General features: G+C 68.3%; 12 protein-coding genes. 4 read left to right on the forward strand and 8 right to left on the reverse strand.

The window, feature by feature from the left end; genetic code table 11:
* Positions 1 to 97: 97 nt before the first annotated feature.
* The 7 genes from treY to DFS13_RS22480 are packed head-to-tail and all read right to left on the reverse strand — an operon-like array spanning position 98 to position 18121.
* Positions 98 to 2863, reverse strand: coding sequence for a malto-oligosyltrehalose synthase (treY, locus tag DFS13_RS22450; RefSeq protein ID WP_111442142.1), 2766 nt, complete (start codon positions 2861 to 2863; stop codon positions 98 to 100).
* Positions 2860 to 5091 carry a 4-alpha-glucanotransferase gene (gene malQ / locus DFS13_RS22455; RefSeq protein ID WP_111442143.1) on the reverse strand — a complete coding sequence of 744 codons (2232 nt, stop codon included), beginning with the start codon at positions 5089 to 5091 and terminating at the stop codon, positions 2860 to 2862. The genes treY and malQ overlap by 4 nt, the downstream gene beginning before the upstream one ends.
* Positions 5088 to 6959: a malto-oligosyltrehalose trehalohydrolase gene (gene treZ, locus DFS13_RS22460; protein ID WP_006498315.1), complete on the reverse strand. Its 1872-nt coding sequence runs from the start codon at positions 6957 to 6959 to the stop codon at positions 5088 to 5090. Before treZ ends, malQ begins: the two co-directional genes overlap by 4 nt.
* Positions 6960 to 6967: 8 nt before the next feature.
* Positions 6968 to 9082 (reverse strand): glycogen debranching protein GlgX, encoded by a 2115-nt coding sequence (gene glgX, locus DFS13_RS22465; protein ID WP_034203621.1) that lies wholly within the window; start codon positions 9080 to 9082, stop codon positions 6968 to 6970.
* A 32-nt stretch (positions 9083 to 9114) separates the two neighbouring features.
* Positions 9115 to 11322: a 1,4-alpha-glucan branching protein GlgB gene (gene glgB / locus DFS13_RS22470; RefSeq protein ID WP_111442144.1), complete on the reverse strand. Its 2208-nt coding sequence runs from the start codon at positions 11320 to 11322 to the stop codon at positions 9115 to 9117.
* A complete protein-coding gene (gene treS, locus DFS13_RS22475; protein WP_060214524.1) occupies positions 11319 to 14729 on the reverse strand; it encodes a maltose alpha-D-glucosyltransferase in 3411 nt (1136 codons plus the stop codon). Before treS ends, glgB begins: the two co-directional genes overlap by 4 nt.
* A complete protein-coding gene (locus DFS13_RS22480; protein ID WP_111442145.1) occupies positions 14729 to 18121 on the reverse strand; it encodes a maltotransferase domain-containing protein in 3393 nt (1130 codons plus the stop codon). The genes treS and DFS13_RS22480 overlap by 1 nt, the downstream gene beginning before the upstream one ends.
* A gap of 406 nt (positions 18122 to 18527) precedes the next feature.
* Between DFS13_RS22480 and DFS13_RS22485 the strand changes: the two genes are divergently transcribed.
* From DFS13_RS22485 to DFS13_RS22500, 4 genes are all read left to right on the forward strand, one after another.
* Positions 18528 to 22109, forward strand: coding sequence for a type VI secretion system Vgr family protein (locus DFS13_RS22485; RefSeq protein ID WP_111442146.1), 3582 nt, complete (start codon positions 18528 to 18530; stop codon positions 22107 to 22109).
* A 94-nt stretch (positions 22110 to 22203) separates the two neighbouring features.
* Positions 22204 to 23517 (forward strand): hypothetical protein, encoded by a 1314-nt coding sequence (locus DFS13_RS22490; RefSeq protein ID WP_231883185.1) that lies wholly within the window; start codon positions 22204 to 22206, stop codon positions 23515 to 23517.
* Between the two features lies 1 nt (position 23518).
* Positions 23519 to 23806 carry a PAAR domain-containing protein gene (locus DFS13_RS22495; protein WP_080353669.1) on the forward strand — a complete coding sequence of 96 codons (288 nt, stop codon included), beginning with the start codon at positions 23519 to 23521 and terminating at the stop codon, positions 23804 to 23806.
* A 27-nt stretch (positions 23807 to 23833) separates the two neighbouring features.
* A complete protein-coding gene (locus tag DFS13_RS22500; RefSeq protein ID WP_059722891.1) occupies positions 23834 to 25273 on the forward strand; it encodes a hypothetical protein in 1440 nt (479 codons plus the stop codon).
* An 83-nt stretch (positions 25274 to 25356) separates the two neighbouring features.
* Here DFS13_RS22500 and DFS13_RS22505 read toward each other — a convergent pair whose 3' ends face one another.
* Positions 25357 to 25845, reverse strand: coding sequence for a phage protein NinX family protein (locus DFS13_RS22505; protein WP_111442147.1), 489 nt, complete (start codon positions 25843 to 25845; stop codon positions 25357 to 25359).
* Between the last annotated feature and the right edge of the window lie 11 nt (positions 25846 to 25856).

Raw genomic sequence — 25856 nt, forward strand, 5'->3', positions numbered from 1 at the left:
GAAATCGCTTGCGAGCAGGTGTTTCGGTTGTAATTCGATTGCGCGTGCGCATAATCGATTTCAGTGACTCGGGGCTGGCACGCAACGGGCGTCGGCTTCAATGTCCAGTCCGCGCAGCAACGAGCACCGCAACAGGCAGCTCGGCCAGACAGCGATCGAGCGCCAGCGTGCCGCCCGGCGCATCGATTGCTTGCGCCGCATTCAATCCGTCCGTCCACGGTCCTGCCGCGCCGCGCGGCAGCACGACCGCCGTATCGCGCCATTGCGCGGGCTCCACGCGCGGCAACCCCGGCGCTTCCCCCAGCAACCGGCACGCGAGCCGGGTCGCGACCACCACCACGGTCGCCGCCTCATCACATCGCGCGAACGCGACCGCGTGTCGCGCGAGCGGGCCGCGCACCCGCAGCGGAACGTACGCGCCGTCCGCGAACGTCGCCGGCCAGCGCGCGCGCAGCGCCAGCATCCGCTCGATCAGCGCGCGCTTCACGCGCGCATCGGGCCACGTCGGCAGATACGACGCGACGGGGCCGTCGACCGGTTCGGCCGCCAGCGTCGCAAATGGCACGTCGCGCCGGTTGTCCGGATCGACGAGCGAGTGATCCCATCGCTCGGTACCTTGATACAGATCGGGCACGCCGGGCGACGCGTTGCGCAGCGCCGTCTGCGTGAGGCTGTTGACGACGCCGGCCGGCGCGATCCGCGCGACGAACGCATGCAGTCGATGCGGAAAATCGCCGGCGCCGCGCGGCGTCAGGATCGCGCGGACGAACGCTTCGCAGTTGCGCTCGTAATCCGGCTCGGGCGCGAGCCAGTCGGTGTCCTGCTTCGCTTCGCGCAGCGCCTTCGTCTGCCATTGCACGACGCGCGTCGCGAGCGCGTCGAGGCCTGCCGCATCGTCGGGCGCGAGCGTCGGTGGCCAGCAGCCGACCAGCGTCTGGTACAGCATCGCCTCGGCGGCCGGCCCGGGCGTCCACGCGAGGTCGCGGTGCGCGCCGCCGCGATGACGGAGATTCAGCGCCGACCAGTCGAGCGACACCGCGCGCCACGCATCCGGCACCTCGCTCAGCACCGCGAGCCGTGCACGCGCATCCTCGCCGCGCTTGTGATCGTGCGTGGCCGTCGCGACGAGCCCATGCGGGACGGTGCGCGCGCGGAGCCGGTTGCGCGCATGGAAGGCGCCGCGCGACAGGCTGAAGTCGCCGGCATCGGCGCCGACTTCGTTGCGCGACAGCAGCCGGCCGTAGCGATAGTTGGCGGTATCCTCGACGCCCTTCGCGGCCAGCGGCGCGGTGAGCTGTGCGAACGCGACGCGTGCCGCGACGAGCGCAGCGGCGTCCGCGCGCGGCACGCGCACGACCGGCAAGCCGAGCCACGCGGCGACGCGCTCGAGCGCGAACCGGTCGGTCGGATCGACCGCCGCGTATGCATCTTCATACGCGCGGGCGAGTACGCGCCGGTCTGCGTCGGCCGGCTCGTCGCCTGGCGCCGGATACATCCGGTACACCGGCAATCGCACCGCGAGTTCGCCGAGCACGCGCTGGATCGCGATCCGGCTCACGTCGCGCGTCGCGGGCGATGCTCGTGCGATCTCGTGCAGCAACCGCGCGACCCGCGCATGCTCGACGGCGAGCTGGCGCATCAGCACGCGCCGCTTGCCGTCGAGCGCTTCCTGCGCGAACGTGCGCGCCGAACCCGACACGGCCGCCCAGTGCGCGGCGAGCGGCTCGGCGCCGGCCGGGTCATGCAGCAGCGCGCCGACGTCGTTCATGAAGTCGTAGCCGGTCGTGCCGGCGACGGCCCAGTCGGCGCGCAGCGTCTCGCCCGGCGCGAGGATCTTCTCGACCACGACGTACGGCCGCGCGTCGCGCTGCGCGGCGAGCCGCGCATGCAGCCTGCGGCAATATGCGCGCGGATCGGCGAGGCCGTCGACGTGATCGACGCGCACGCCATCGACGAGCCCGGCGGCATGCAGGCGCAGCGGCAGCGCATGCACGGCGTCGAACACCGCGCCGTCTTCGACGCGCACGGCCGCGAGCGTCGCGATGTCGAAGAAGCGCCGCCAGTTCAGCTCGTCGGCGGCCGTGCGCCACCACGCGAGCCGGTAGTGCTGGCGTTCGAGCAACCGGTGCAGGCACGCGCGCGAGCGCGCGCGGCGCGGGTCGGCGCCGCGCAATACCGCGTCGAGCGCGTGCGGGCCGTGCGCGGCCGCATGATCGCGCAGCGCCGCATGGGCGGCGGCGAGCCGCGCGCTGTCGCGTGCCGGCGCGGCGTCGAAACGCTCGGCCAGCGCGTTCAGGTCCGCGCGGTTCGCGATGCGCAGGATCTCCGCGTAGGTGGCGACCGCGACCGGCAACCGCCGGCCGGGGCATGCGATGTAGAAGCGGCCGGCGGCCGGATCGGCGCGCAGCGTGATGTCGCCGGCCGCGAGCGCGTCGCCGTACGGCGCGCCGAGGCAGGGCAGCAGCACCTTGCCGTCGAGCGCGGGGTCGGGCGGATGCCAGTCGATGTCGAAATAGCGTGCGTACGGGCTCGCCGGCCCCCATTCGAGCACGTCGTTCCACCAGCCGTTCGACGACCCGCCGACGCCCATGTGGTTCGGTACGATGTCGACGATCACGCCGAGGCCGCGCGCGCGCAGCGCGTCGACGAGCCGCATGAAGCCGGCTTCGCCGCCGAGTGCCGCGCCGAGCGCGCCGTAGTCGACGGTGTCGTAGCCGTGCAGCGAACCCGGCTCGGCCGTCGAGACCGGCGACAGGTACAGGTGGCTGACGCCGAGCCGCGCGAAGTAGTCGGCGTGCGCGGCCGCGTCGTCGAACGTGAAGCCCGCATGCAGCTGCAGTCGCAGCGTCGCGCGCGGGATCATCGGCGGCGCCCCTGCGCGCGGCGCGCATGCACGACGGCGGCGATGCGCGTGCGCACGTCGGCGTCGAACAGCGCGTCGATCGTGCGCGGCAGCCGCTGCCGCCAGTTCGGATGGCCGCACGGCGGCCCCGGCAGGTTCGGCTGCGCGTCGAGCGCGAGCAGATCCTCGAGCGGCAGCAGCGCGAGCGGCGCCGGGCCGCTCGCGACGTAGCCGAGGATCGCGTTCACCGGCGGCATGTCGGCGGGCGGCGTCGCGGCGTCGGCCGGCACGCACCCGGCCTGCTGCAGCGCGTGCCACAGCGCGGCGCGCTCGGTCGCGCGTTCCGCGTGAGCGGCGAGCAGCTCGGGCGGCGACGCCGGCGGCGGCGTCGGATTGCCGGGTTCGGGGCGCTGCACGGTGTCGTGTCCGAACGCCATGCTTTGCACGATCTCATCCGAATCGTGCGCGCTCGCATCGTCCGGCGCCGGGGCGGCGACGTCGCGCGGTTGCGATTCGTCGCGTCGCTTCGCGGCTGCGGCGTCGGCCGCGACGCGCCGCCATCCGAGATCGACGCCGCGCCACCAGCCGGCCACGGTCGGCAAATCGTGCGTCGAGGTCGTCGCGATCGCGTCGCGATCCCACGCGGACGGCGGCCGGAACGCACCCTGCGCGTCGCGCTCGAACCACAGCACGCGCATGCCCGCGACACCCTGCGCGCCGAGCCGTTCGCGCAACCCGGCCGGCACGGTGCCGAGATCCTCGCCGATCGCGATCGCGCGATGGCGCGCCGCCTCGAGCGCGACGATCCGCACCAGATCGTCGAGCGGATAGCGCAGGTACGCGCCGCTGCGCGGCGAGCCGCCGTCCGGCACGATCCACATCCGCGCGAAGCCGAGCACGTGATCGATGCGGATGCCGCCCGCGTGCGCGAACGCGGCGCGCAGCAGCTCGATGAACGGCGCGAAGCCATCCGCGCGCAACGCGGCGGGCGTCCACGTCGTCACGCCCCACGCCTGGCCGGCGGCGTTGAACAGGTCGGGCGGCGCGCCGAGCGACACGCCGCGCAGCAAGGTCGTGCCGTGCGCCCACGCGTCGCTGCCGGCGCGATCCGAGCCGACCGCGAGATCGGCGATCAGCCCGGTCGCCATGCCCGCGCCGCGCGCCGCGTGCTGCGCGTCGCCGAGCGCGCGCGACGCGCACCATTGCAGGAACGTGTGGAACGCGATCGTGTCGGTATGCGCATGCGCGAACGCGTCGACTTCCGCCGATCCCGGCGTGCGCCACGGCGCCGGCCACTGCCGCCAGTCCGCGCCGATCCCGTGCTCGATGCAGAACGCCTGCAGCGCATCGAAGCGCGCATGCGCGTCGAGCGCCGCACCGCCCGCCGCGCGAAACCGCTGGTAGGTATCGCGCGACGGGTCGTCGCTCGCGCGCCACGCGTCGAAGCATGCGCGCAAACGGCGCAGCTTCATCGGCAGCACGCGAGGCCAGTCGATCAGCGCGGCGTCGGCCGTGGCGGCCGCCGCGGGATGCGACGCGGCGCCCGCGCCCGGCACCGCGTCGCCGTCGAGATACGCGACGTTGTGCCAGCGTCGCGACGACGGCGAATACGGGCTGTCGTGCGCGGGCAGCGCCGGATAGCCGGCATGCGTCGGGCTGATCGCCACCGCCTGCGCGCCGTGTCGCGCGGCCTGCGCGGCCAGCCGCGCGAGCGCCGTGTAGTCGCCCGCGCCGTCGTCGCCGGTGCGGCGCAGGCTGTAGAGCTGCGCCGCGATGCCCCAGCGGCGGCCCGCGTCATGGGTGCGGGCGAACGCGTCGAACGGGCGCGTGCGCGGCGGCGCGATCGCGAGCCCGATGCGCTGCTCGCCGATGTCGAGCGCGTGATAGCCGGGCATCGCGAGCGGCGGCAGCGTGCCGTGTTCGCCCGCGCCGCCCACGCGTCCGTCCACGTGCCCGCCGGTCTCGATCGAGATCCGGAAGCGCGCGCCCGGCGGCGCGACGGTCGCGGGCAGCGTCAATGGCAGGCCGGCGTCGCCCGTCACGACGCGCGGCGGCGACGCGTTCGCGTCCGCGAGCGCCGCCGCGCTGTCGACCCGCTGGATCGCGGTGCCGCACGGCCAGCCGAGCGCATCGACGAGCGCGACGAGCGCGTCGTCGTCCACCCGTTGCGCGACGCCGCCCGCGTCGGTCCAGTCGGGTTCGAGGCCGGCCGCGCGGGCGAGCGCCGCGATCGGGACGTCGGTCGTCATGACGGGCTCCGTCCGTTCGCGCGGTGATGCCGCGCATCCTGGTTGACCGCGCCGTCGCGCCACGCGAGGCACGCGCGCGGCGGCACGTGTCCGCCCGGCAGCCGGTCGCGCGCGCGCGGCGGCGTCTCGAACACGATCTTGCCGACCGGCAGATCGGGCAGCGTCGCGTCGTGCGAGCCGAGATTCAGCGCGATCGTCAGCGTGCTGCCGTCGCCGAGGCGCCAGCGCGCGACGAGCGCGGGCGGGTCGTCGTCGCCCGCGAGCAGTTCGACGCCGAGCGACTGCGCGCCGGCCAGGTGTGGCGTCACGAGCGCCGCGCGCACGGCCAGTGCGCTGCGATAGAAGCGCCGCCACGCGGCCGCGTCGGGCCACGATTCGTCGGGCGGATGGTGCGACGACGAGCGCACGAAGGTCGCGATGTCGTTCGGGTCGGGAATCGCGTCGCGATGCGCGGCGTCGGCGAACGCGGGAAACGCGGCGAATTCGCGACGCCGGCCGTCGCGCACCGCGTCGGCGAGCGCACCGCGATAGTCGGTGAAGAACTGGAACGGCTGCGTGCTGCCGTCTTCCTCGCCCATGAACAGCAGCGGGATCGACGGCGCGAGCAGCATCAGCGCGGTGGCCGCGCGCACCGCGTCGTCGTTCGCGAGCGCGCGCAGCCGCTCGCCGAACGCGCGGTTGCCGATCTGGTCGTGGTTCTGCAGGAACGCGACGAACGCGGTCGGCGGCAGGTGCGCGCTCGGCTCGCCGCGCGCGGCACCGTCGTGCAGCGGCGACGGTTCGCCCTGGTACGCGAAGCCTTCGCCGAGCGTGCGCGCGAAATGGCGCAGCGGCGCGTCGGCGTACGCGCGGTAGTAGCCGTCGCGCTCGCCGGTCAGCAGGACGTGCGCGCTGTTGTGGAAGTCGTCGTTCCATTGCGCATCGAAACCGCCCGGGCCCAGCAGGCTCGCGGTATTGCGTTCGTTCTCCAGCACGAGATGAACGTGGCGCGCGTCGCCCGCATGCGCGCGCACGCGACGCGCGAGTTCGCGCAGCCACGCATCGTCGTCGATCGCGTGCGCGGCGTCGATGCGCAGCCCGTCGAAACGGTATTCGTCGAGCCAGTACAGCGCGTTGTCGATGAAGAACGTACTCGTCTGCGGGCGCGAGAAATCGATCGCCGGCCCCCACGCGGTCTGCCGGTCCGCGCGGAAGAACTCGGGCGCGTAGCGCGGCAGCAGGTTGCCTTCGGGGCCGAAGTGGTTGTACACGACGTCGAGGAACACCTGCAGCCCGAGCCCGTGCGCGGTATCGACCAGCGATTTCAGCTCCTCGGGCCGCCCGTACGACGCGTCGGGCGCGAACGGCAGCACGCCGTCGTAGCCCCAGTTGCGCGCGCCGGGGAACGCATTGACCGGCATCAGTTCGACCGCGGTCACGCCCAGTTCGGCGATCGCCGGCAGCCGCCGCTCGACGGCCGCGTAGCCACCGCAGGCGCCGACATGCAGCTCGTACAGCACCGTCTCGTGCCACGGGCGGCCGCGCCATGCGTCGTGGCGCCAGCGGTACGCGGCCGGATCGACGACCTGGCTCGGGCCGTGCACGTCGTACGGCTGGAAGCGCGACGCGGGATCGGGCACCGCGAGCGCGTCGTCGAGCAGGTAGCGGTACAGCGTGCCGGGGCCGCACGGCGCGACCGTCTCGAACCAGCCGTCGCCGGCCGGCGTCATCGGCAGCGCGCGACCGCCTTCGTCCTGCAGCTCGACGGCGGCGGTGCGGCTCGCGGGCGCCCATAGCCGGAAGCGTGTGTGCTCGGCATCGATGCAGGTCGCGCCGAACGACGCTTCGAATGCATGCGTGCCGGTGGGGCGGGCGGAACGGGAAGTCATGGTGGTCCTCAGGAAGACTGGTCGGGCGGCACGGCGGCGACCGCGATTACGGCTGCATGGGCGGCGACGTCGAGCCCCGCTTCCGGCCACGAGCGCGGGCCCGAGTCGGGCGTCGCGGTGTCGAGCAGGATGCGGTAATCGAGCACGGGTGCGGGCGGCATGAACGTGATGGTGTCGGCCGATGCGTTCAGCATCACGAGCAACGCCTCGGTGCGTCCGGTGCGGCCGGTGCCGACGCGCCGCATGGTCAGCGCGCGGCGTTCGCCGTCCTCCCAGGCGGGCACGGTGAGCGCGTCGCCGCGTTCGTCGAACCAGTCGATCTCGCGCATGCCCGGCGCGCCGTCGCGGTCGCCCGACGGGTAGCGCGGTGCCGACATCACCGGATACATGCGCCGCAGCGCGGCGAGCCGCGACACGAAGCGCGTCATCTGCACGCCGTCCTCGCTGTGCGCCAGGTCCCAGTCGAGCCACGACAGTTCGTTATCCTGGCAATACGCGTTGTTGTTGCCGTGCTGCGTGCGGCCGAATTCGTCGCCCGCCACGATCATCGGCGTGCCGAGCGCGGTAAACAGCGTCGCGAGCATCGAGCGCGCGACGCGCTGGCGCACGTCGCGGATCGCCGCGTCGTCGGTCGGCCCTTCGGTGCCCCAGTTCGCGCTGCAGTTGTCGTCGCGGCCGTCGCGGTTGTCCTCGCCGTTCGCGTCGTTGTGCTTGCCCGCATACGACACGAGGTCGGCGAGCGTGAAGCCGTCGTGCGCGGTGACGAAATTGACCGATGCCCACGTGCGGCGGCGCCCGTGATTGAACAGGTCGGCCGAGCCCGACAGCCGCGCGGCCAGTTCCGGGCGCTGCCCCGCGTCGCCACGCCAGAAGCGCCGCACGGTATCGCGAAACCGGTCGTTCCATTCGGCGAAGCCGGGCGGGTGGCGGCCGAGCTGATAGCCGCCGGGGCCGAGATCCCACGGCTCGGTGATCAGCTTGCGCTGCGCGAGCACCGGGTCCTGCCGCAGCGCATCGAAGAATCCGGCGCCGGGCTCGAAGCCGTGATCCTCGCGGCCGAGCGTCACGCCGAGATCGAAGCGAAAGCCGTCGATGTTGAACGCGGTCGCCCAGTAGCGCAGCGAATCCATCACCATCTGCACGACGCGCGGATGCGACAGGTTCAGCGTGTTGCCGCAGCCGGTTTCGTCGACGTGGTAGCGCGGATCGTCGGGCCGCAGCCGGTAATAGCTCGCGTTGTCGAGGCCGCGCCACGACAGCGTGGGCCCGAGCTGGTTGCCTTCGCACGTGTGGTTGTAGACCACGTCGAGCACGACCTCGATGCCGGCCGCATGCAGCTGGCGGACCGCGATGCGCATTTCGTCGAGCCGTCGCGTCGTGAGATACGACGGCTCTGGTGCGAAGAACGCGGCCGTGTCGTAGCCCCAGTAGTTGCGCAGTCCACGTTTCACGAGCTCGCGCTGCTGCAGGAACGCGTGGATCGGCAGCAGCTCGACCGTCGTCACGCCGATCGACAGCAGGTGATCGATGAACGCCGGATGCGCGAGCGACGCGAACGTGCCGCGCTCCGGCGGGCGCAGCCCCGCGCGGCGCATCGACGCGCCGCGCACGTGGGTCTCGTAGATCACGGTGCTGCGCCACGGCACGTTCGGGCGGCGGTCGTTGCTCCAGTCGAATGCTTCGTCGACGACCACGGCCTTCGGCATCGCGGGCGCCGAATCGCGGCGGTCCATCGACAGGTCGGCCCGGTTCGAATGCACGCGATAGCCGAACAGCGCGTCCGACCAGCGGAACTGGCCCACCAGCTTGCGCGCGTACGGGTCGAGCAGCAGCTTGGTCGGGTTGAAGCGATGGCCGTGCTGCGGCTGGTACGGGCCGTCTGCACGGAACCCGTACACGGTGCCCGGATGCGCGTTGGGCAGGTAGCCGTGCCACACCTCGTCGGTGCATTCGGGCAGGTCGAGGCGCGCGAGTTCCTTGCGGCCGGTCGGATCGAACACGCACAGCTGGATGCGATGCGCGTGCGCGGAAAACACCGCGAAGTTGGTCCCGAGGCCGTCCCAGGTCGCGCCGAGCGGATAGCTGCGGCCGGATTCGAGACGGGTGGGCAGGGCGGTCGGCATGGGGCGGATCTCCGTGTCGAGGGCGCGAGGAGTCAAGCGGGCGTCAACCACAGTGTCGCGAGCGGTGGCAGGCGCAAGGTCGCCGACCACGCCTCGCCGTGCGCGGGCACGGCTTCGGCCCACACGGCGCCGTCGTTGCCGGCGTTGGTGCCGCCGTACGACGCGGCATCGGTGTTCATCAGTTCGCGCCACTGGCCGGGCGCGGGCAGCCCGAGGCGGTAGCCACTGCGCGGCACGGGCGTGAAGTTGCAGACGGCGACGACCAGGCGCCCAGCATCGTCGCGGCGCGCGAACGCGAACACGCTGTTGTCGCGATCGTCGCCGATCAGCCAGGAGAAGCCGGCCGCGTGACAGTCGAGCGCATGCAGCGCCGGCTCGGCCGCGTACGCGCGGTTGAGATCGCGCACGAGCCGCTGCACGCCGCGATGCGCGGGCGCGTCGAGCAAGTCCCAGTGCGGCGTCGCATCGTGCGCGAACTCGCTCCACTGCGCGAATTCGCTGCCCATGAACAGCAGCTTCTTGCCGGGGTGGGCCCACATGAAGCCGAAATACGCGCGCAGCGTCGCGAGCCGCTGCCACGCGTCGCCCGGCATCTTCGCGACGAGCGAGCCCTTGCCGTGCACGACCTCGTCGTGCGACAGCGGCAGCACGAAGCGTTCGGAGAACGCGTACACGAGCCCGAACGTCATCCGGTCGTGGTGGTAGCGGCGATGGATCGGGTCTTCGTGCAGGTACGTGAGCGTGTCGTGCATCCAGCCCATGTTCCACTTGAAGTCGAAGCCGAGCCCGCCGTCGCCGGTCGACGCGGTGACGCCCGGCCACGCGGTCGATTCCTCCGCGACGGTGACGACGCCGGCCGGCGCGGCGTCACCGTGCAGCGTGTCGTTCAGCCGGCGCAGGAACGCGACCGATTCGAGGTTCTCGCGGCCGCCGTACACGTTCGGCACCCATTCGCCTTCCTTGCGCGAATAGTCGCGATACAGCATCGACGCGACCGCATCGACGCGGATGCCGTCGACGTGATAGCGGCGCGCCCACGCGAGCGCGGAGGCGACGAGAAACGCGCTGACCTCGGTGCGCCCGACGTTGAACACGCAGGTGTTCCAGTCGGGATGCATGCCCTCGCGCGGATCGGCGTGCTCGTACAGCGCGCTGCCGTCGAATTGCGCGAGCCCGTGCGCGTCGTTCGGAAAATGCGCGGGCACCCAGTCGACGAGCACGCCGATGCCGGCCGCGTGCGCGCGGTCGACGAACCGCGCGAAGCCGTCGACCGGCCCGAAGCGCGCGGACGGCGCGAACTGCGCGAGCGGCTGGTAGCCCCACGAGCCGCCGAACGGGTATTCCGCGATCGGCATGAACTCGACGTGCGTGAAGCCCATCCCCTTCACGTACGGAATCAGCCGCTCGGCGAGTTCGTCCCACGTCGCGCTGCGGTCCATCTGCTCGGGAATGCGCTGCCACGACTCCGGATGGACCTCGTAGATCGACCACGGCACGCGGCAGCGGTCGACGCGCGGCCGCGCATGCATCCAGCCGTCGTCGTGCCAGGCGAACGCGTGAAGCGCCGCGACGTCGGCGACCACCGACGCCGTGCGCGGCGGCGCCTCGGTCGCCCGTGCGCACGGATCGGCCTTGTGCGGCAGCACGCGCCCGTCGGCCGCGCACAGCTCGTACTTGTAGCGCTCGCCCGCGCCGATACCCGGCACGAACAGCTCCCACACGCCGGACGGCCGCCGCAGCCGCATCGGATGGCGGCGGCCGTCCCATGCGTTGAAATCGCCGACCACCGACACGCGCTGCGCGTTCGGCGCCCACACCGCGAACCGCACGCCGTCGGTATCGTCGATGCGCACCGGCGTCGCGCCGAGGCAGTCGAGCACGGCTTCGGGATCGCCGGCCGAAAAACGCGCCAGCGCTGCTTCGTCGAGCAGCGTGCCGAACGCGTACGCATCGTCGGTCACCTGATGCGCATCCGGCCAGTCGATCGAGAGCAGATAGTGCGGCGTGCCGCCATTGTGCGCAATGGTTCCCGCGAAGCAGCCGGCGCGATCGACGCACGCGAGCGTGCCGAGTTCGGCGCCGTCCGGCGACAGCGCGCGCACGCGCTCGGCGCCGGGCAGCAGCGCCCGCACGACGATCCGGTCATCCTGTTCGTGCGGGCCGAGGCACGCGAACGGGTCGGGATGGCGGCCGGCGAGCAGCGCGTCGATGTCGGCGCGCGCGAACAGCGTGTCGGTCATGGGTTTCCTCCGTCGTCGGGCAGCACGCCCTCGCCGAGCAGGCGGTCGACCAGCGCCGCGAGCCCGCCGACCGGCACGCTCAGCCAGTCGGGCCGGTTCGCGGCTTCGTAGCACAGCTCGTACGACGCCTTGTCGATCAGGAACAGCGCGAGCAGGCGGTCCGCATAGTGCGGATCGACGAAGCGCGCGGGCGCGAGGTCGGCCGCCGCGCGATAGCATTCGACGAAGCGGTCGGCGGCTGCCTGCCCGAAGCGGTCGAACAGCGCGCGCTTGCGGCCGGCGGCCTGCGGCGGCGCTTTTTCGATCGCGAACTGCGCGGTCGCGCTCACGTACGACAGCGAGCGCAGCAAGCCGGCCACGTCGCGCAGCGGATGCGATTTCGCGCGCCGCCGCTCGAGCGGGCGCGCCGGTTCGCCTTCGAAGTCGATCAGCAGCGCGTCGCCCTGCACGTCGAGCACCTGGCCCAGATGAAAATCGCCGTGAATCCGTGTGCATTGCGCATCGAGCGTGCGCGGCACGAGTTCACCGAGCGCCTGGACGGCCGCGTCGCGCGACGCGAGCAGCGCATCGGCCGACGCGCGGGTGGTCGGATCGAGCGCGTCGAGCCGCGTGCGCAGCACGTCGAGCGCGCGCTCGAACGACGCGATCGCATCGACGCACCAGCTGTCGACGTGTTCGGGCGTCGCGCGCTCCGGCGCGAACGCGGGATCGTCGGACGGCTGCGCGAGCGCGACGTGCAACTGGCCGAGCCGCGTACCGATGATGCCCGCGAACGCCGCATAGCCGAGCAGCGCATCGGGTTCCTCGCCCGTTTCGGCCGCCTCGCCTTCGTCCGCAGCGGGCAGCGCCAGTTCGTCGATCGCGCGCCGCAGGAAATCGAACGAACGCGTCCATGCGTCGCCCTGGTTGTCGACATAGCGCTGCAGGATCGCGACCGTGTGCGGCGTGCCGTCCGGATCGACGTGCACGACCTCGCCGGCCAGCGTCGCGGTGTTCGCATAGCCGATGCGCGTCAGGTGCCGGCTCATTTCCGCTTCCGGGTGAATGCCGTGCGCGACCTTGCGCACCAGTTTCAGCACGATCGTGTCGCCGATCACGAGCGAGCTGTTGCTCTGCTCGGCCGCGAGCCAGCGCACTTCCGCGTCGTCGCCCGGGTCGAGCCCGGCGAGCGCGTCTTCCGGCAGAAAGGTGAGCCGGCCGCCGTCGGACGTGAGCACCGTCGCGCCGACGCGCAGCTTGCGCAGCATCCCGCGCGCGAACGCCGGCAGCGCGAACGCGTCGGTCAGGTAGCCGACCGTATGGCCGCGCCGCACGCGTGCCAGCGCGAGCTGCGTGAACAGCGGATTGGACGTCTCGCCGCCCCACGCGGCCGCGAGCGGCACGACGTAGCGTTCTGCGCCGCCGTCGCTCGCCGACACCCACGCCTCCGCGTACTGGAACGGCTCGTCCGGAATCGGCGTGACGACGTTCAGCCACGCGTCGCCGATCTTGCGATCCTTCGACGCGAACCAGCGCCGCCGCGCGAGCCACGACGCGAGCGCGTCGTGCGCGAGCGCGTGCAGCTGCGAGACGTCCGGCCGCGTATCGCCGCGTCGCATCACCAGCGTCACGTATTCGGGCAGCGGCTCCGCATGCGGCTGCCGCCACGACGGCTCGCGGCCGTGCTCGGCGAGCACGAACCACAGGAACCCGTACGGCGGGAAGGTGAGGAGATACGGGAGCTGGCCGATCGGCGGAAACGGCGAATCGGACGTCATCTCGATCGGCACGCGGCCCGCGAATTCGGACAGGTCGAGTTCCACCGCCTGCGACGCGCGCGACAGGTTCGCGACGCACAGCACCGGCTCGTGGCCGTCGAGTTCGCGCAGGTACGCGAGTACCTTGCGGTTTTCCGGGCGCAGGAAGCGGATCGTGCCGCGCCCGAACGCCTGCGACGCGCGGCGCGTCGCGAGAATGCGGCGCGTCCAGTTCAGCAGCGAATGCGGATCGCGCGTCTGCGCCTCGACGTTGATCGCGTCATAGCCGTACAGCGAGCCCATCACCGGCGGCAGCACGAGCAGTTCGGGGTCGGCGCGCGAGAAGCCGCCGTTGCGGTCCGACGACCACTGCATCGGCGTGCGCACGCCGTCGCGGTCGCCGAGGTGGATGTTGTCGCCCATCCCGAGCTCGTCGCCGTAATAGATCACCGGCGTGCCCGGCATCGACAGCAGCAGCGAATTGATCAGCTCGATGCGGCGCCGGTCGCGCTCCATCAGCGGCGCGAGCCGGCGCCGGATCCCGAGGTTCAGCCGCGCGCGCCGGTCGCTCGCGTAGGTCTGCCACAGCAGGTCGCGCTCCGAATCGGTGACCATCTCGAGCGTCAGCTCGTCGTGATTGCGCAGGAACACGGCCCACTGGTTGCTCGGCGCGAGCGCCGGGGTCTGCCGCATGATGTCGACGATCGGGAAGCGATCCTCGCTCGCGATCGACATGTAGATGCGCGGCATCAGCGGGAAGTGGAACGCCATGTGGCATTCGTCCTCGTTGCCGAAGTATTCCTGCACGTCTTCCGGCCACTGGTTCGCCTCCGCGAGCAGCATCCGGTTCGGGTACTCGGCGTCGATCGTCGCGCGGATCCGCTTCAGGATCGCGTGCGTCTCCGGCAGGTTCTCGTTGTTGGTGCCTTCGCGCTCGACCAGGTACGGCACCGCGTCGAGCCGCAGCCCGTCGATGCCGAGGTCGAGCCAGAAGCGCATCACCTGGATCACTTCGCGCACGACGGCCGGGTTGTCGAAGTTCAGGTCGGGCTGGTGCGAATAGAAGCGGTGCCAGTAATACTGGCCGGCCACCGGGTCGTGGGTCCAGTTCGACGTTTCGGTATCCAGAAAGATGATCCGCGTGCCCGCGTATTTCGTGTCGGTGTCGGACCACACGTAGTAGTCGCGATGCGTGGAGCCCGGCTTCGCGCGGCGCGCGCGCTGGAACCACGGATGCTGGTCCGACGTGTGGTTGATCACGAGTTCGGCGATCACGCGGATGCCGCGCGCATGCGCTTCGCGGATGAAGCGCCGCACGTCGGCCAGCGTGCCGTAGTCGGGATGCACGTCGCGATAGTCGGCGATGTCGTAGCCGTCGTCGCGGCGCGGCGACGGATAGAACGGCAGCAGCCAGATCGTGTCGACGCCGAGTTCCGCGATGTAGTCGAGTTTCGCGATCAGGCCGGGGAAATCGCCGATGCCGTCGTTGTTCGAGTCGTAGAACGACTTCACGTGCACCTGGTAGATGATCGCGTCCTTGTACCACAGCGGATCGTCCGCACAGAGCGCGGGTTCGCGGCGGCGCGCGCGGCGCCGGCGCGGCGTGCCGGCCGGCGCGAGCGACGGAAACTGCGCGCGCCGCACGTCGTCGAGGGAATCTTCGCGTTTCATCATGCATGCGCTCCCGAAGGGCCGCGGGCGGGATCCGGTTCGGGCGTCGCCGCCCGCGCGGCGCCCGGAGACGGCGCGAGCCGCCAGATTGCGTACGGCCGCACGTGCGGATCGAGCGAGACGTACTGGCGATGGCCGCGCCAGGTTTCCGCGTGCGCGGCGTCCTGTTCGAGCGCATCGAGCGGTTCGCCGTCGACCAGCCCGAGGCCGCGCCACAGCGCCGCGTCGAGCGTGAAGTTCGCGGCCTGCGGATGCCACGGGTCGAGGCTGATCGCGACGACCACCACGCTGTCGAACGCGGGCGTCGCCTTCATGAACACGAGCACCGAATCGTTGTCCGCCTCGACGAACGTGAGCCCGAGATGCGTCTGCAGCGCCGGGTGATCGCGCCGCGCGCGGTTCAGCCGCGCGATTTCCGCGCCGATGTGCGCGGCCTTGCTCCAGTCGCGCGCGCGCAGCTCGTATTTCTCGGCATCCGCGTATTCCTCGCTGTCCGGCAGCGGCGCCGATTCGCCGAGCTCGAAACCCGAGTACAGGCCCCACGAGCCGGCCAGCGTCGCCGCGAGCGCCGCGCGGATCACGAACTGCGAGCGCGGCGCGTTCTGCAGGTGGCGCGGATTGATGTCGGGCGTGTTGACGAAGAAGTTCGGCCGGAAGAATTCGCGTGGCGGGCCGGCCGTCAGCTCGGTCAGGTAGTCGATGAAGTCGCGTTTCGACTCGCGCCACGTGAAGTACGTGTACGACTGCGAGAAGCCGACTTTCGCGAGGCGATACATCATCGCCGGCCGCGTAAACGCCTCGGACAGGAACACGACGTCCGGATGCCGGCCGCGCACGTCGGCGATCATCCACGCCCAGAACGGCAGCGGCTTCGTGTGCGGGTTGTCGACGCGGAAGATCCGCACGCCGGCGTCGACCCAGAACAGCACCGCGTCGCGCAGCGCGAGCCACAGGTCGGGCAGCGCGTCCGGCGCGTAGAAATCGGGGTTCACGATGTCCTGGTAGCGCTTCGGCGGATTCTCCGCGAAGCGCAGCGAGCCATCGGGCCGCCACGCGAACCAGCCCGGATGCGCGGCGAGCCACGGATGGTCGGGCGAGCACTGGATCGCGAAATCGAGCGCGATCTCGAGCCCGTGCCCGCGCGCGGCGTCGACCAGCGCGCGGAACGACTCGAGCGTGCCGAGCTGCGGATGCACGGCCGTGTGGCCGCCGTCGGGTGAGCCGATCGCGTACGGGCTGCCGACATCGTCGGGGCCGGCGGTCAGGCTGTTGTTGCGGCCCTTGCGCGCGGACGTGCCGATCGGGTGGATCGGCGGGAAATACAGCACGTCGAAACCCATGTCGCGGATGCGCGGCAAATGCGCGATCACGTCGTCGAACGTGCCGTGCCGGTGCGGATCGTCGCTCGCCGAGCGCGGAAACATCTCGTACCAGCTCGAGAAGCGCGCCTTGCGGCGCTCGACGTCGACCGGGTAGGTCGTCGCGTCGTGCGTGACGAACGGGCGGTAGCGCAGCGCCGCGAACGCGTCGGCGAGTGCGGGCGCGCCGATCAGCGCGAGGCGGTCGTCGGGCGACGCGTCCTTGAGCTCGGCGGCGAGCCGCTCCATCTGCTTGAGCGCGCGCGGATCGGCGGGATCGGCGAGCTTCAGCGCGGTCGCGAGCAGCAGTTGCGCTTCGCGCACCTCCAGCGTCACGTCCTGGCCGGCCGCGCGCTTTTTCGCGATGTCGGTGACGAGCGACGCCCAGTCGTCGCGCCATGCGATCACGCGGAATTCATGGCGGCCGAGCTGGTCGAGCATGACGCGCGCGTGCCAGCGATCGTTCGGCTCGGCTTCGAACGGCACTTCGCGCCAGGTGTCGTCGCCGTCGCCGCGCCACTGGAGCACGGCTGCCAGGTGCGCGTGCCCGTCTGTGAAGATCGAGGCGCTCACGACGAGCGGCTCGCCGATCACGCGCTTGATCGCGAAACGGCCGCCGTCGACCGATGGCTCGACGCGCTCGATCGCGATCCGGTCGGCCGCGAGCGCCGCGGACAGCACGGTGCGCTCGCGTGCAGCGTCCGCGCGCGTCATGACGGGCGGCGCCCGCCATGCGTGCAGCAGCGCATACGCGCCGGGCGCGAGCGTGAACGGCTCGAGCGCGGCCGGCGGATGCGTGTGCGCGCCGTCCTGCGTGACGACGCGCGTGAAGCCGCCCGGCACGCCGGGCAGGATCGTCGCGGGGTCGACGGTCGCCGGCGCGTCGAGATCGGGATTCAACGCGATCAGCAACGCCGCGTCGTCGTGGTCGAGCAACGGCCCGGTGCCGCGCAGCAGCGCGGTTGCCGGCGCGCCGGGCGCGCTCAGTTGCACGATTTCGCCGCGTGCCGCCGCGACGGGCGTGGCGCGGCGCCATGCGTTCGCATCGGCGAGCGCGCCCGACAGATCGAAACGGGCGTGCTCGAATGCGGCGCGGTAGCGCGCGGCATCCGCGTCGCGCGCCATCAGCGGGACCGTCACGCCGCGCTCGAAGCCCATCGGCACGAGCCAGCCGGTGCCGACGGCCGCGGCCGTCCACAGCGCGCGGCGATACGCGCGGGCGACGGTGTCGTCCGGCGCGTCGGGCCAGTCGTCGGCCAGACGCGGGCCGTCGGGCGCATCGGGAAACGCGATCGGCGCGCCGATGCGCCGCAGCAGCCGGTGCTCGTCCGCGAACCACGGCGCGCGCAGGTCCCACCAGCGCACCGATGAAAACACCGCGTCGAATCCGGCGGCTTCGAGCTGCGCGAGCGCGTCGCGCGCATGGCCGGGCACCCCGGCGAGCACCGCGACGTCCGGGCGCGCACGGCGCAGCGCCGCGCGCCAGCCCGGCCACCAGTCGGCCGGCAGATGATGCGGTGCGTCGATCAGGAAGCCGGCCGCGCCCGCATCGGCGAACGTCGCGAGATGCGTGCACCACCACGCGGACAGCGCGTCGCGCACCGCTTCGTCGCCGGCGTTTGCATGCGCGATGTCCAGCGCGTGCGCGGTGCCGCGCGGATCGATCAGCGCGTCGTCGTGCGTGCGCTCGACGTACCAGTCAGGATGCTCGGCGCGCAGCGGGTTGTCGCGCGCGATGCGATCGGGCACGACTTCGAGCAGCAGGCGCAGCCCGTGGCCTTTCGCGAGCTGCGCGAGCCGCGAGAAGGTTTCGAGCGCGCTTGCGCGCGTGTCGAACGACTGGGCCGGCCGCCGGAAATCGGCCACGTGGCGCGGGAAGCCGGCGACGCTCGCGGCCCAGAACGCGCCGACCAGCACGTGATCGAAGCCCATCCCGGCGATATGCGCGAAGGTTTGCGGCCATGCGTCGAGCGGCCCGACGAGGCGGGCGTCGCAGAAGTAGAGGTGCGGAGCGAACGGTGGTGTGGAGTCCATGGCGTGGCGCGGGCGGGTGGCGGCGAGCGGTAACCGTCGGTGCGTCGCAACGTACGTGCCTGCTGCGGCCCATCCGTTGCGGCAAGCCCCTGTTGGTGCTTTCGACGGCTCCGGGCTGTCGTTTTTGCATGCCGAATGAACGGTCGCGGCGTTTTTACGCGTATGTGCGTGGCGGCAGCGTGGCCCGGCCTTGTGAAATTTTTGCCAATGACGCAGAGCCGCGGATGAAAACTCGGCATCCGGGCCGGACGAGGTATTTGTTGCAGAACGCCCGATGCGCAAAGACCGCACCCGTCGAAAGTTCGTGTCGATATTCGCGGCAAAATCATACGAGTCCTATGGTGGCATTGGGTTCCGAACGGTTAGGATCGCTCGCGATATTCCAATAACATTCGACGGGGGCGCATTGAGCACGAGCACGACCATTTCCGATACACCCGCGCGTGCGGGCATCAACATCCACCCGTTCTATAGCCTCGATATCAAGGGAGCGCCTTCAGCCGCACTCGCGGACGTGTACGAGTTCGAAGGCACACGCGGAATCGGCGAGCCGACCCGGTACACGATCCAGTTCACGCATCCTCGCCGTGACCTGTCGCGTAGCGAATTCCTGATGCGGATGGGCGCGTTCGTCATTCAGCCGCCGGCGCAAGACCGATGGAGTCAGCCGGAAGCAGCGCGGCGCGTGCAGGGTGTAGTGACGGGCTTTGCGCTGAAGACTACGAACCGCGACCAGTCGTTGTACGAAATCGTGCTGGAGTCGCGACTGGCGCTGCTGCGCAATGCGCCGAAGTGCCGGTTCTTCCTCGACGCGAGCATTCCGGAGATCATCGAGCGGATTCTGCGGGAGCACGATTTCAACAAGATCTTCGCCGATTTCGAATTCACGTTGAATCGGGCCTACCGCAAGCGCCGTTTCGTGATGCAATGGAACGAGGACGATCTGGCGTTCGTCACGCGACTGTGCCGACGCTCGGGTATCTGGTTCGTGTGCGACGAAGGGCAGCGGTGCGAGCGTGTGTGCTTCCGCGACGACTATGCGCACTACCGCCGCGATCCCGAGCGCCTGATGGTCGCATACCGGCCGCACAGCGGGCTGGATCCCAACGGCATCGAGTCGGTCAGCGCGCTCGAAATGCGTGCGACGACCGTGCCTGCGGCCTATGCGGTCCGTACGTTCGACACGGAAGCGGCAATATCGGATCCGATCGAGGCGGTCAGCCCGATCCACGACGACCGCACGACGTACGGCGAAGCCTATGCGTGGGGAACGCCGAGTCAGAACGAGGACGAGACGAAGGAGGAGGCGCAACTGCGCCGCGAGGTAGCGCTGGCCGGGCAGGTCGAATATCGCGGCGAGTGCGACATGCTGGACCTCACCCCTGGCTCGGTGCTGAAACTGTCGAACCGGGAATTGCCCGACGCGAAGCACGGGCTCGTCGTCGTGCGCGTGACGTGCGGCGCGAGCCGGCGAAACGCATATCGCGTGATATTCGATGCGATTCCATCGGATCGCCAGTATCGAATGCCATTGAAGGAAGAAACCTGGCCCAGGATCGACGCGGTCATTACCGGGACGATCACGTCGTCCGGCTGCTGGAAAGATCCCTATCTCGATAGTCAGGGCGAATACATCGTCGATCTTCATCTGGATCGCGATACGCGCACGCCCGGTCTGCAAAGCTGCCCGATGCGGCTCGCGAAACCGTTCGCGGGGCCAGACCAAACCGGTTTCCACTTCGGGCTCGTCGAGGGCACGGTGGTCGGCGTGAGCTTCCTGTGGGGCTGCGTGGATTTGCCGTTCATCAGCCACGTGCTGCATACCGCCCAACACACGGACCCGATCGTCGCAGGTGTTCCCTGGGGCACGCGCAATACGATCCGGACCCGCTCGAACAATACGCTCGAGATGGACGACCGGGGCGGGCGCGAGCATATCAAGATCGCGACCGAACACGGCAAGTCGCAACTCAATCTTGGGCACATGGTGGACCGCGGCCAGAGTGAGCGAGGGAGCGGCGCCGAGTTGCGATCGGATGGCCCTGCCGCGCTGCGTGGCGGCGGGGGTGTCCTGGTGTCGGCCTATGCGCGAAACGGTGCGTCGGGCAAGCAACTCGACATGCAGGAGACCGTTGCGCAGCTCGAGGACGCGTTGGCACTGGCGAAGGCGCTGGCGTCATCCGCACAGACGTCGAAGGCGGAAGCGGCGGATATCGGCAGTCAGCGAGCCGCGAACGAGGCGCTCGACCAGCTTCGGCAGTCTGGTGTGCTGGTGACCGCGCCTGCATCGGCAGGTGTGGTGGCCGACAAGAACGTACAAGTCGTCGCCGGCGAAAACATCGTCGGCGTCGCCAAGGGCGATGCGAGCTGGAGCGTATGGAAACGCTTTACGGTGGCCGCGCACGACGTGGTGTCGCTGTTCACGCAGAAAGGCATGAGCCTGATTGCGGCTGCGGGTGCGGTCGTCGTGCAGGCACAGCGCGGCCGCATGCAGCTTGCGTCGCAGGACGACATGACCGTCGAGACGGTGAACGGCGTGCTCCACGTCAAGTCGGCCAAGGAAATCGTGATGAACGTCGGCGGCTCGTATTTCCGCATGACGCCGGGCGAGATCGAAATGGGTACGCGCGGCGGCGTGCTGTTCAAGACGAGCACGCTGAAAAAGACCGGTCCCGCGCAGATGGACTTGGGCGGCGCGGCATTTGCGCCGGCATTCGTGCCGTATGTGACGCAATGCGAGGTGTGGCGTACCAACCCGGGGTTTGTTCCGCAGCAGGTGCCAGCGGCTGATGTGGTCGCGCCGGTTCCCGATATAGGTGACGTCGCGCCGTCGCCGCTTGGCGATTTCTTTTCGCGACTTTCCGGCGGCGATGTCCAGTCGGGGGCGTCGGCCTTTTCCCCGTTTGATGGCAAACCGTCGAACGTGGATGACGACATTCCCAAAGCCACGGTCACGCTGAACCATCCTGACGATCAGCACCAAACCCTGGTGACGCCCGATCCGATCAAGCTGGCGAATGCGGTGCCTTGCGACTGGAAAATATCGGACCTGAAGGTCGACGTAAGGGCACGTATTGAATCCCTTTCGTATTGGGGCGTGCTGAACGACCGGACGCCGTGGAAAGATTCGGAGACGGGAGAACGGTACAGGGGTGGCGGTTCGAGAGACTCATATTTTGAATTTGCGTACAGCGAAAAGGAAAAGGCGATCACCTGCACGGTTCGCGTCATGCTGGTTCCGATGGATCTTTTTCCGGTGAATCTGAAAGGCGAACGTGATATGTCGGTGCCGACTGAGGAACAGACGATTCCTTATGAGTATTCCGTTCACTCGACAATGACGCCCGGTTCTACGCGCAAGGGTGTCAAGATGGATTATCGCGATGCAGTCGGGTCCGATTTCGACGTCCATACACTAATCGGTCGTATCGAGGCCGTGCTGAATCAAGGGGACTACAAGCTGATCCTTGATGGGTGCTCCAAGCGGGCGGCCTGCGGATGCCGGGTGAAGGTCCATTTCAAAGTTGATCTTCGCGTGTCGATTAAAGGCGCGCCCATTAAGGGATTCGAGCCGCACGTCACGCTCAAGCTGTTTCCGGAGGTCTTTCGGGCAGACACGGGTTCTTGGGGGGAGAGGCATAAATGGAAGGACGAGTTAAAAATAAAGCACGATTACCCGGGCGCAAATGTCGAAGCGCATGAGTGCGGACATTTTTTCAATTTCCCCGACGAGTATTACGATCAAGGCGGCTGGATTCATCATTCATACATCAAGGGTGAGCAGATAGATTTTTCACTTGTTGATGCGAAAGCAGGAGCCATGTTTTGGCAGGGATATTCAAGTTTCAATGTGATGGGGAGTGGTGCGAATTCGCCAGTGCAGTCAGGGCGTATTACCGCAGGCATCAAGCCCTATTATCTAGAATATGTGCGGCGTCAGTTTTCGATTGCGACAAACAAACTGTGGAGGGTGGGTTATGAGGTGTAGTTCGTGGATTTTCTATCTGTGCAACATGGCCCTTTGCCTGTTTTTAATTGGAGAGAGTGTTCAGGCTCAGAGTATGAGCCCGGTGAATCAAACGATGCAATTCAACTACACGACAAACGGTGGGGCGGATGGTGCCATCAACGCCTACGGGAATAACTCGGTCTCGGTATCCGGAGACGTACTGCGGGTTCAGATCGGCGATTCGGATGGAGACCGCAATATCAATGGCGTCGGTATCTACGAAATGAGGTTGAACGGTAAGAACCTCGAAGCGGCCAAGAAGATGGCGGAACTACTGTGCTCCTCGAAAGAAGCAGGAAGTGGCACGATAATTCCGATTCTCTATATCGCGCGATGTGGAGGCGCGGTTCATCATGGTTATTTAAGTGATCTCGGTCGCGATATTCGGATAAAAATATCCGATCTCGCAGAAGAACTTACTAATATGGGGGTGCAGTCTGGACGTAGAATTGTTAAATTGGACGTTTCTCTTGTTTCGATTGACCGTGCTGCTGACGGTTTTCTAGTGTCGCTGAAATTCGACAACAGTGGAAGCTATCCGATTCAATTCGAGACGCCGGACAGATGGGAGGGGAAGATGGGGAAGTATATGGATATATTGGCTGTTACGGATTCGCAAGGAAGGGCGTCGCCAAAAATCGGTTTTGCATTGGCGGGTGAGCCTCTTGCTGACCCGACTCAATTTGCTGGCGGTAAGGTAATTATTGAGCCGCATAGTGCCGTAGTTGTAAAAATGAAAACTTCGAAGGTTATAAGGTTCACTGCAGGCACCTACGATTTATATGCAGGCGCGTTTATGAACATTAAGGTCGTAGGAATCGAGTCCAGTCTGTTGCGTGTCGATTTCCATTCCGACTACACGAAGCCGACCCGAATTACCTTCGACCGCGACTACCCCTCCACTCCGCAGGAGCGTGAGCAGTGGGAGGCATACCAGCGGACTCGCCTGTCCTATTTCCCGGTGAAACCCGGCCAGACGTTCAAGGAAGACGGCCTTTACCGGGCCATACGCACTGACTCCACCGCTCACCGCAGCCTGCAGCTCGTTCCGTTCAAGGCCGGGGACGTTGCGACGACCGAACGGGTGAAGATGCTGATGGAGGGAGGCGACGGCATCAGTCTCGACGGCCCGGTGGAGTGGCTGTGGGAAGGCAGTGCGCCGACGCCGGTCAAGACGTATTCATTCGACACCATCGAAGAAACGCGACAATTCAGCCCATCGGGCGTGCCATGCCCGCGTAGCGGCCGATGGCTTCCGCGTGTGCGTGAGGGATGGAATTCCACTCGCTACGATCCGACGGGTATCGTCACTCTCCGATATGGGCAGACGATGCCAGCGCTGAAAGCCACCGGCGATGACACCGATTGGGAATGGATCGGCGTCTGACATGACCGGCCGAGCCTGCATCTTCCAGCGCGACCGGACCACTGCGAATGGCGTCGTGCTCGACGGTCTCGACGACATCGGTCTCGGCGACCGAAGGTTGAGCTACCTGGGTGCGCGGGTTGGATGTCCCGCGTGCAACACCGTCGGCCATATCGAACCCGATGGCTCGACCCCACGTGCTGACGACCTCAGCGGTAAACAGCATGCGCTGGAGGGAGACCTTTGCCGATGCGTGTGCAATCCTCCGCCACGACTCATCGCGTCGCAGCGCGACTGGACTGTCGAATAACGGTAACGTGCTCTTCATGGAGGCACGATGAAATTTCGCTGGACCCCGCCTGCTCACGGCGAATGGTCGGCGGGCGAACCTCCGCCCGTCTGGTTATATGTCGCGCTGTTTGTTCTGATCGAATGCGCGTTTCTGGCCGGCACGGTAGTGACATGGCCGCACGACAAATCCATGGCCTCGGAGGACTTCACGCGAACCGCGCTCGCCGCTCCGTTCGCCCTCTGGATAGCGGTCAGCTCCGTGCTTTATGCATCGCTGTATGACAATCGCGCCTTTGAAGCGGCGGTGAAAAATACGGCCCGCTGGCATTTGCTCATGAGATGGCAACGCGGGGTCCGTTCGGGCGTGGCAGTGCTCGACACAGTGATTTTCGCGCCGGAGCCGGATCTTGCGGAGCGCATGTTGAAGCTCGATGGGAGTCCGCCGGAAAATCCCGGCAGAGTGATGCGGCTCAATGGCATCGAAAGTACCGACGGCGCGCCCCGAGAGCGAATGGTGATCGAAGCGCTTCTGGCGCCGCTCGCCGCGAAGCTTGCCCGCGCGGCGCGCAGTGATTCGTTCGACATCGTGATGCAGTGCGAGCGTGCCGAATCCTATGTCGACGTGCTGGCAGTGTGGACGAAACTGAAATTACCCGGGAAACCGCGCATCAGATGGTTGAGCAACGATCGCAATCCGGGGTTTGCGAACGTCTGGTTCGAGGGCGATACCGACACGGCTTACGCGGCTTCATCCGAATCGGGCAGAAACCCGAAATATCGACTGGTGCTGGCCTGGCACCTCAACGGCACCGGGGCCGACGTTCGGCCGGCCGCGTCCGAGGCGGCGGTGGCATTGCTACTCGGTTCACCTGCGCTCATGCAGGAAAGGCCGCAATTGAAATGTCATGCGTGGCTGTTACGCCAGATCGTCGCGGATGCCGACGAAGTAGAAAAGGCGCTTGCGCGGCTGCTCGCTGCCGAACAGGTGCCACGCGAACGGATCCGTCATTTCTGGTATAGCCGCCTGAAGGGGTTGGCCTTGCACGCGACGCTTGGCGCCGTGAAGGATACGGAGCTGAAGGTGGAGCAACACGCACTCGATTCAGCAACGGGGCCGCAGGCGCCGGTCGCACGGTGGCTTCTTCAGGCGCTGGCGGCGAAGATGGCGCATTTCGGTCAAGGGGCGCAACTCGTCGCACTGCCCAGGCCGGATGGGGTCGTGCTGAATATCGTCGTCAAGGATAAGCCGGCGGTCGACGTACCCTGGAAGTCCGAATACGAGTACGCACTGCTTCCGTGGGCCGATCTGAGCGGTTGCATGGCTCTGTGGGCATTTTTGATGCTGATGTCGCCCTATGAGACGTGGCACACCTTCGAGGTGGTGATGACGGTGGTGATTGGCTTGGTCGTCGTGTTGAGTTGTGCGTGGCGCATTTTTTGGGGCCCACGGATCTACACAGATGACGTTTGGCGCGCGTACGGTTGATCCCCCCGCCGGACGCGGCGGTTATTACATGGATGCAGTGCAGTAGTGGCAATTCGAGCGCTACCATAGGGCCGACGCGTGCACTACATGCGCGGTATCGACCGAATATCCGAACTGTCGCCCGTCGCGGCATCGTCGTCCGTCGTCGGGATCGGCACACCCGGGTCATACCGGACCACCGCGCCATGTTCGATCCGGTGCGGGAACGGCGGTGGAGCGTCCACCTCGTCGCCGAAGCGCGCACGCACGAACGCGCGCAGCAGCGCCACGCGCGCATCGCGGCCATGCGCGCCGCACGTCGACGGGCCGTCGACGAAGGTCGCGTCGCATTCGACGTCGTTCCCATGGCGGGCGATCCGCAGATCGGTCACGCGATCGAGCACCGCGCCCGCATCGGCCCACGACGCCGAAGGCGCGAACGGCGCATCGAGATGCCGGAACGCGTCGCACGCGGCCGTCACGATGACGGTCGGCGCGACCGCCGTGAAGCGCAGCGTGTCTTCGTCATCGGCGCACAACGCGCGGGCGCACCAGTAATCGAGATCCTTTCCGTCGAGGGCATCGGTTCGCATGGGCTGGCTCC

Origin of the sequence: Burkholderia sp. 28_3 (genome assembly GCF_003253915.1) — a bacterium.
GTDB lineage: Bacteria > Pseudomonadota > Gammaproteobacteria > Burkholderiales > Burkholderiaceae > Burkholderia > Burkholderia cenocepacia.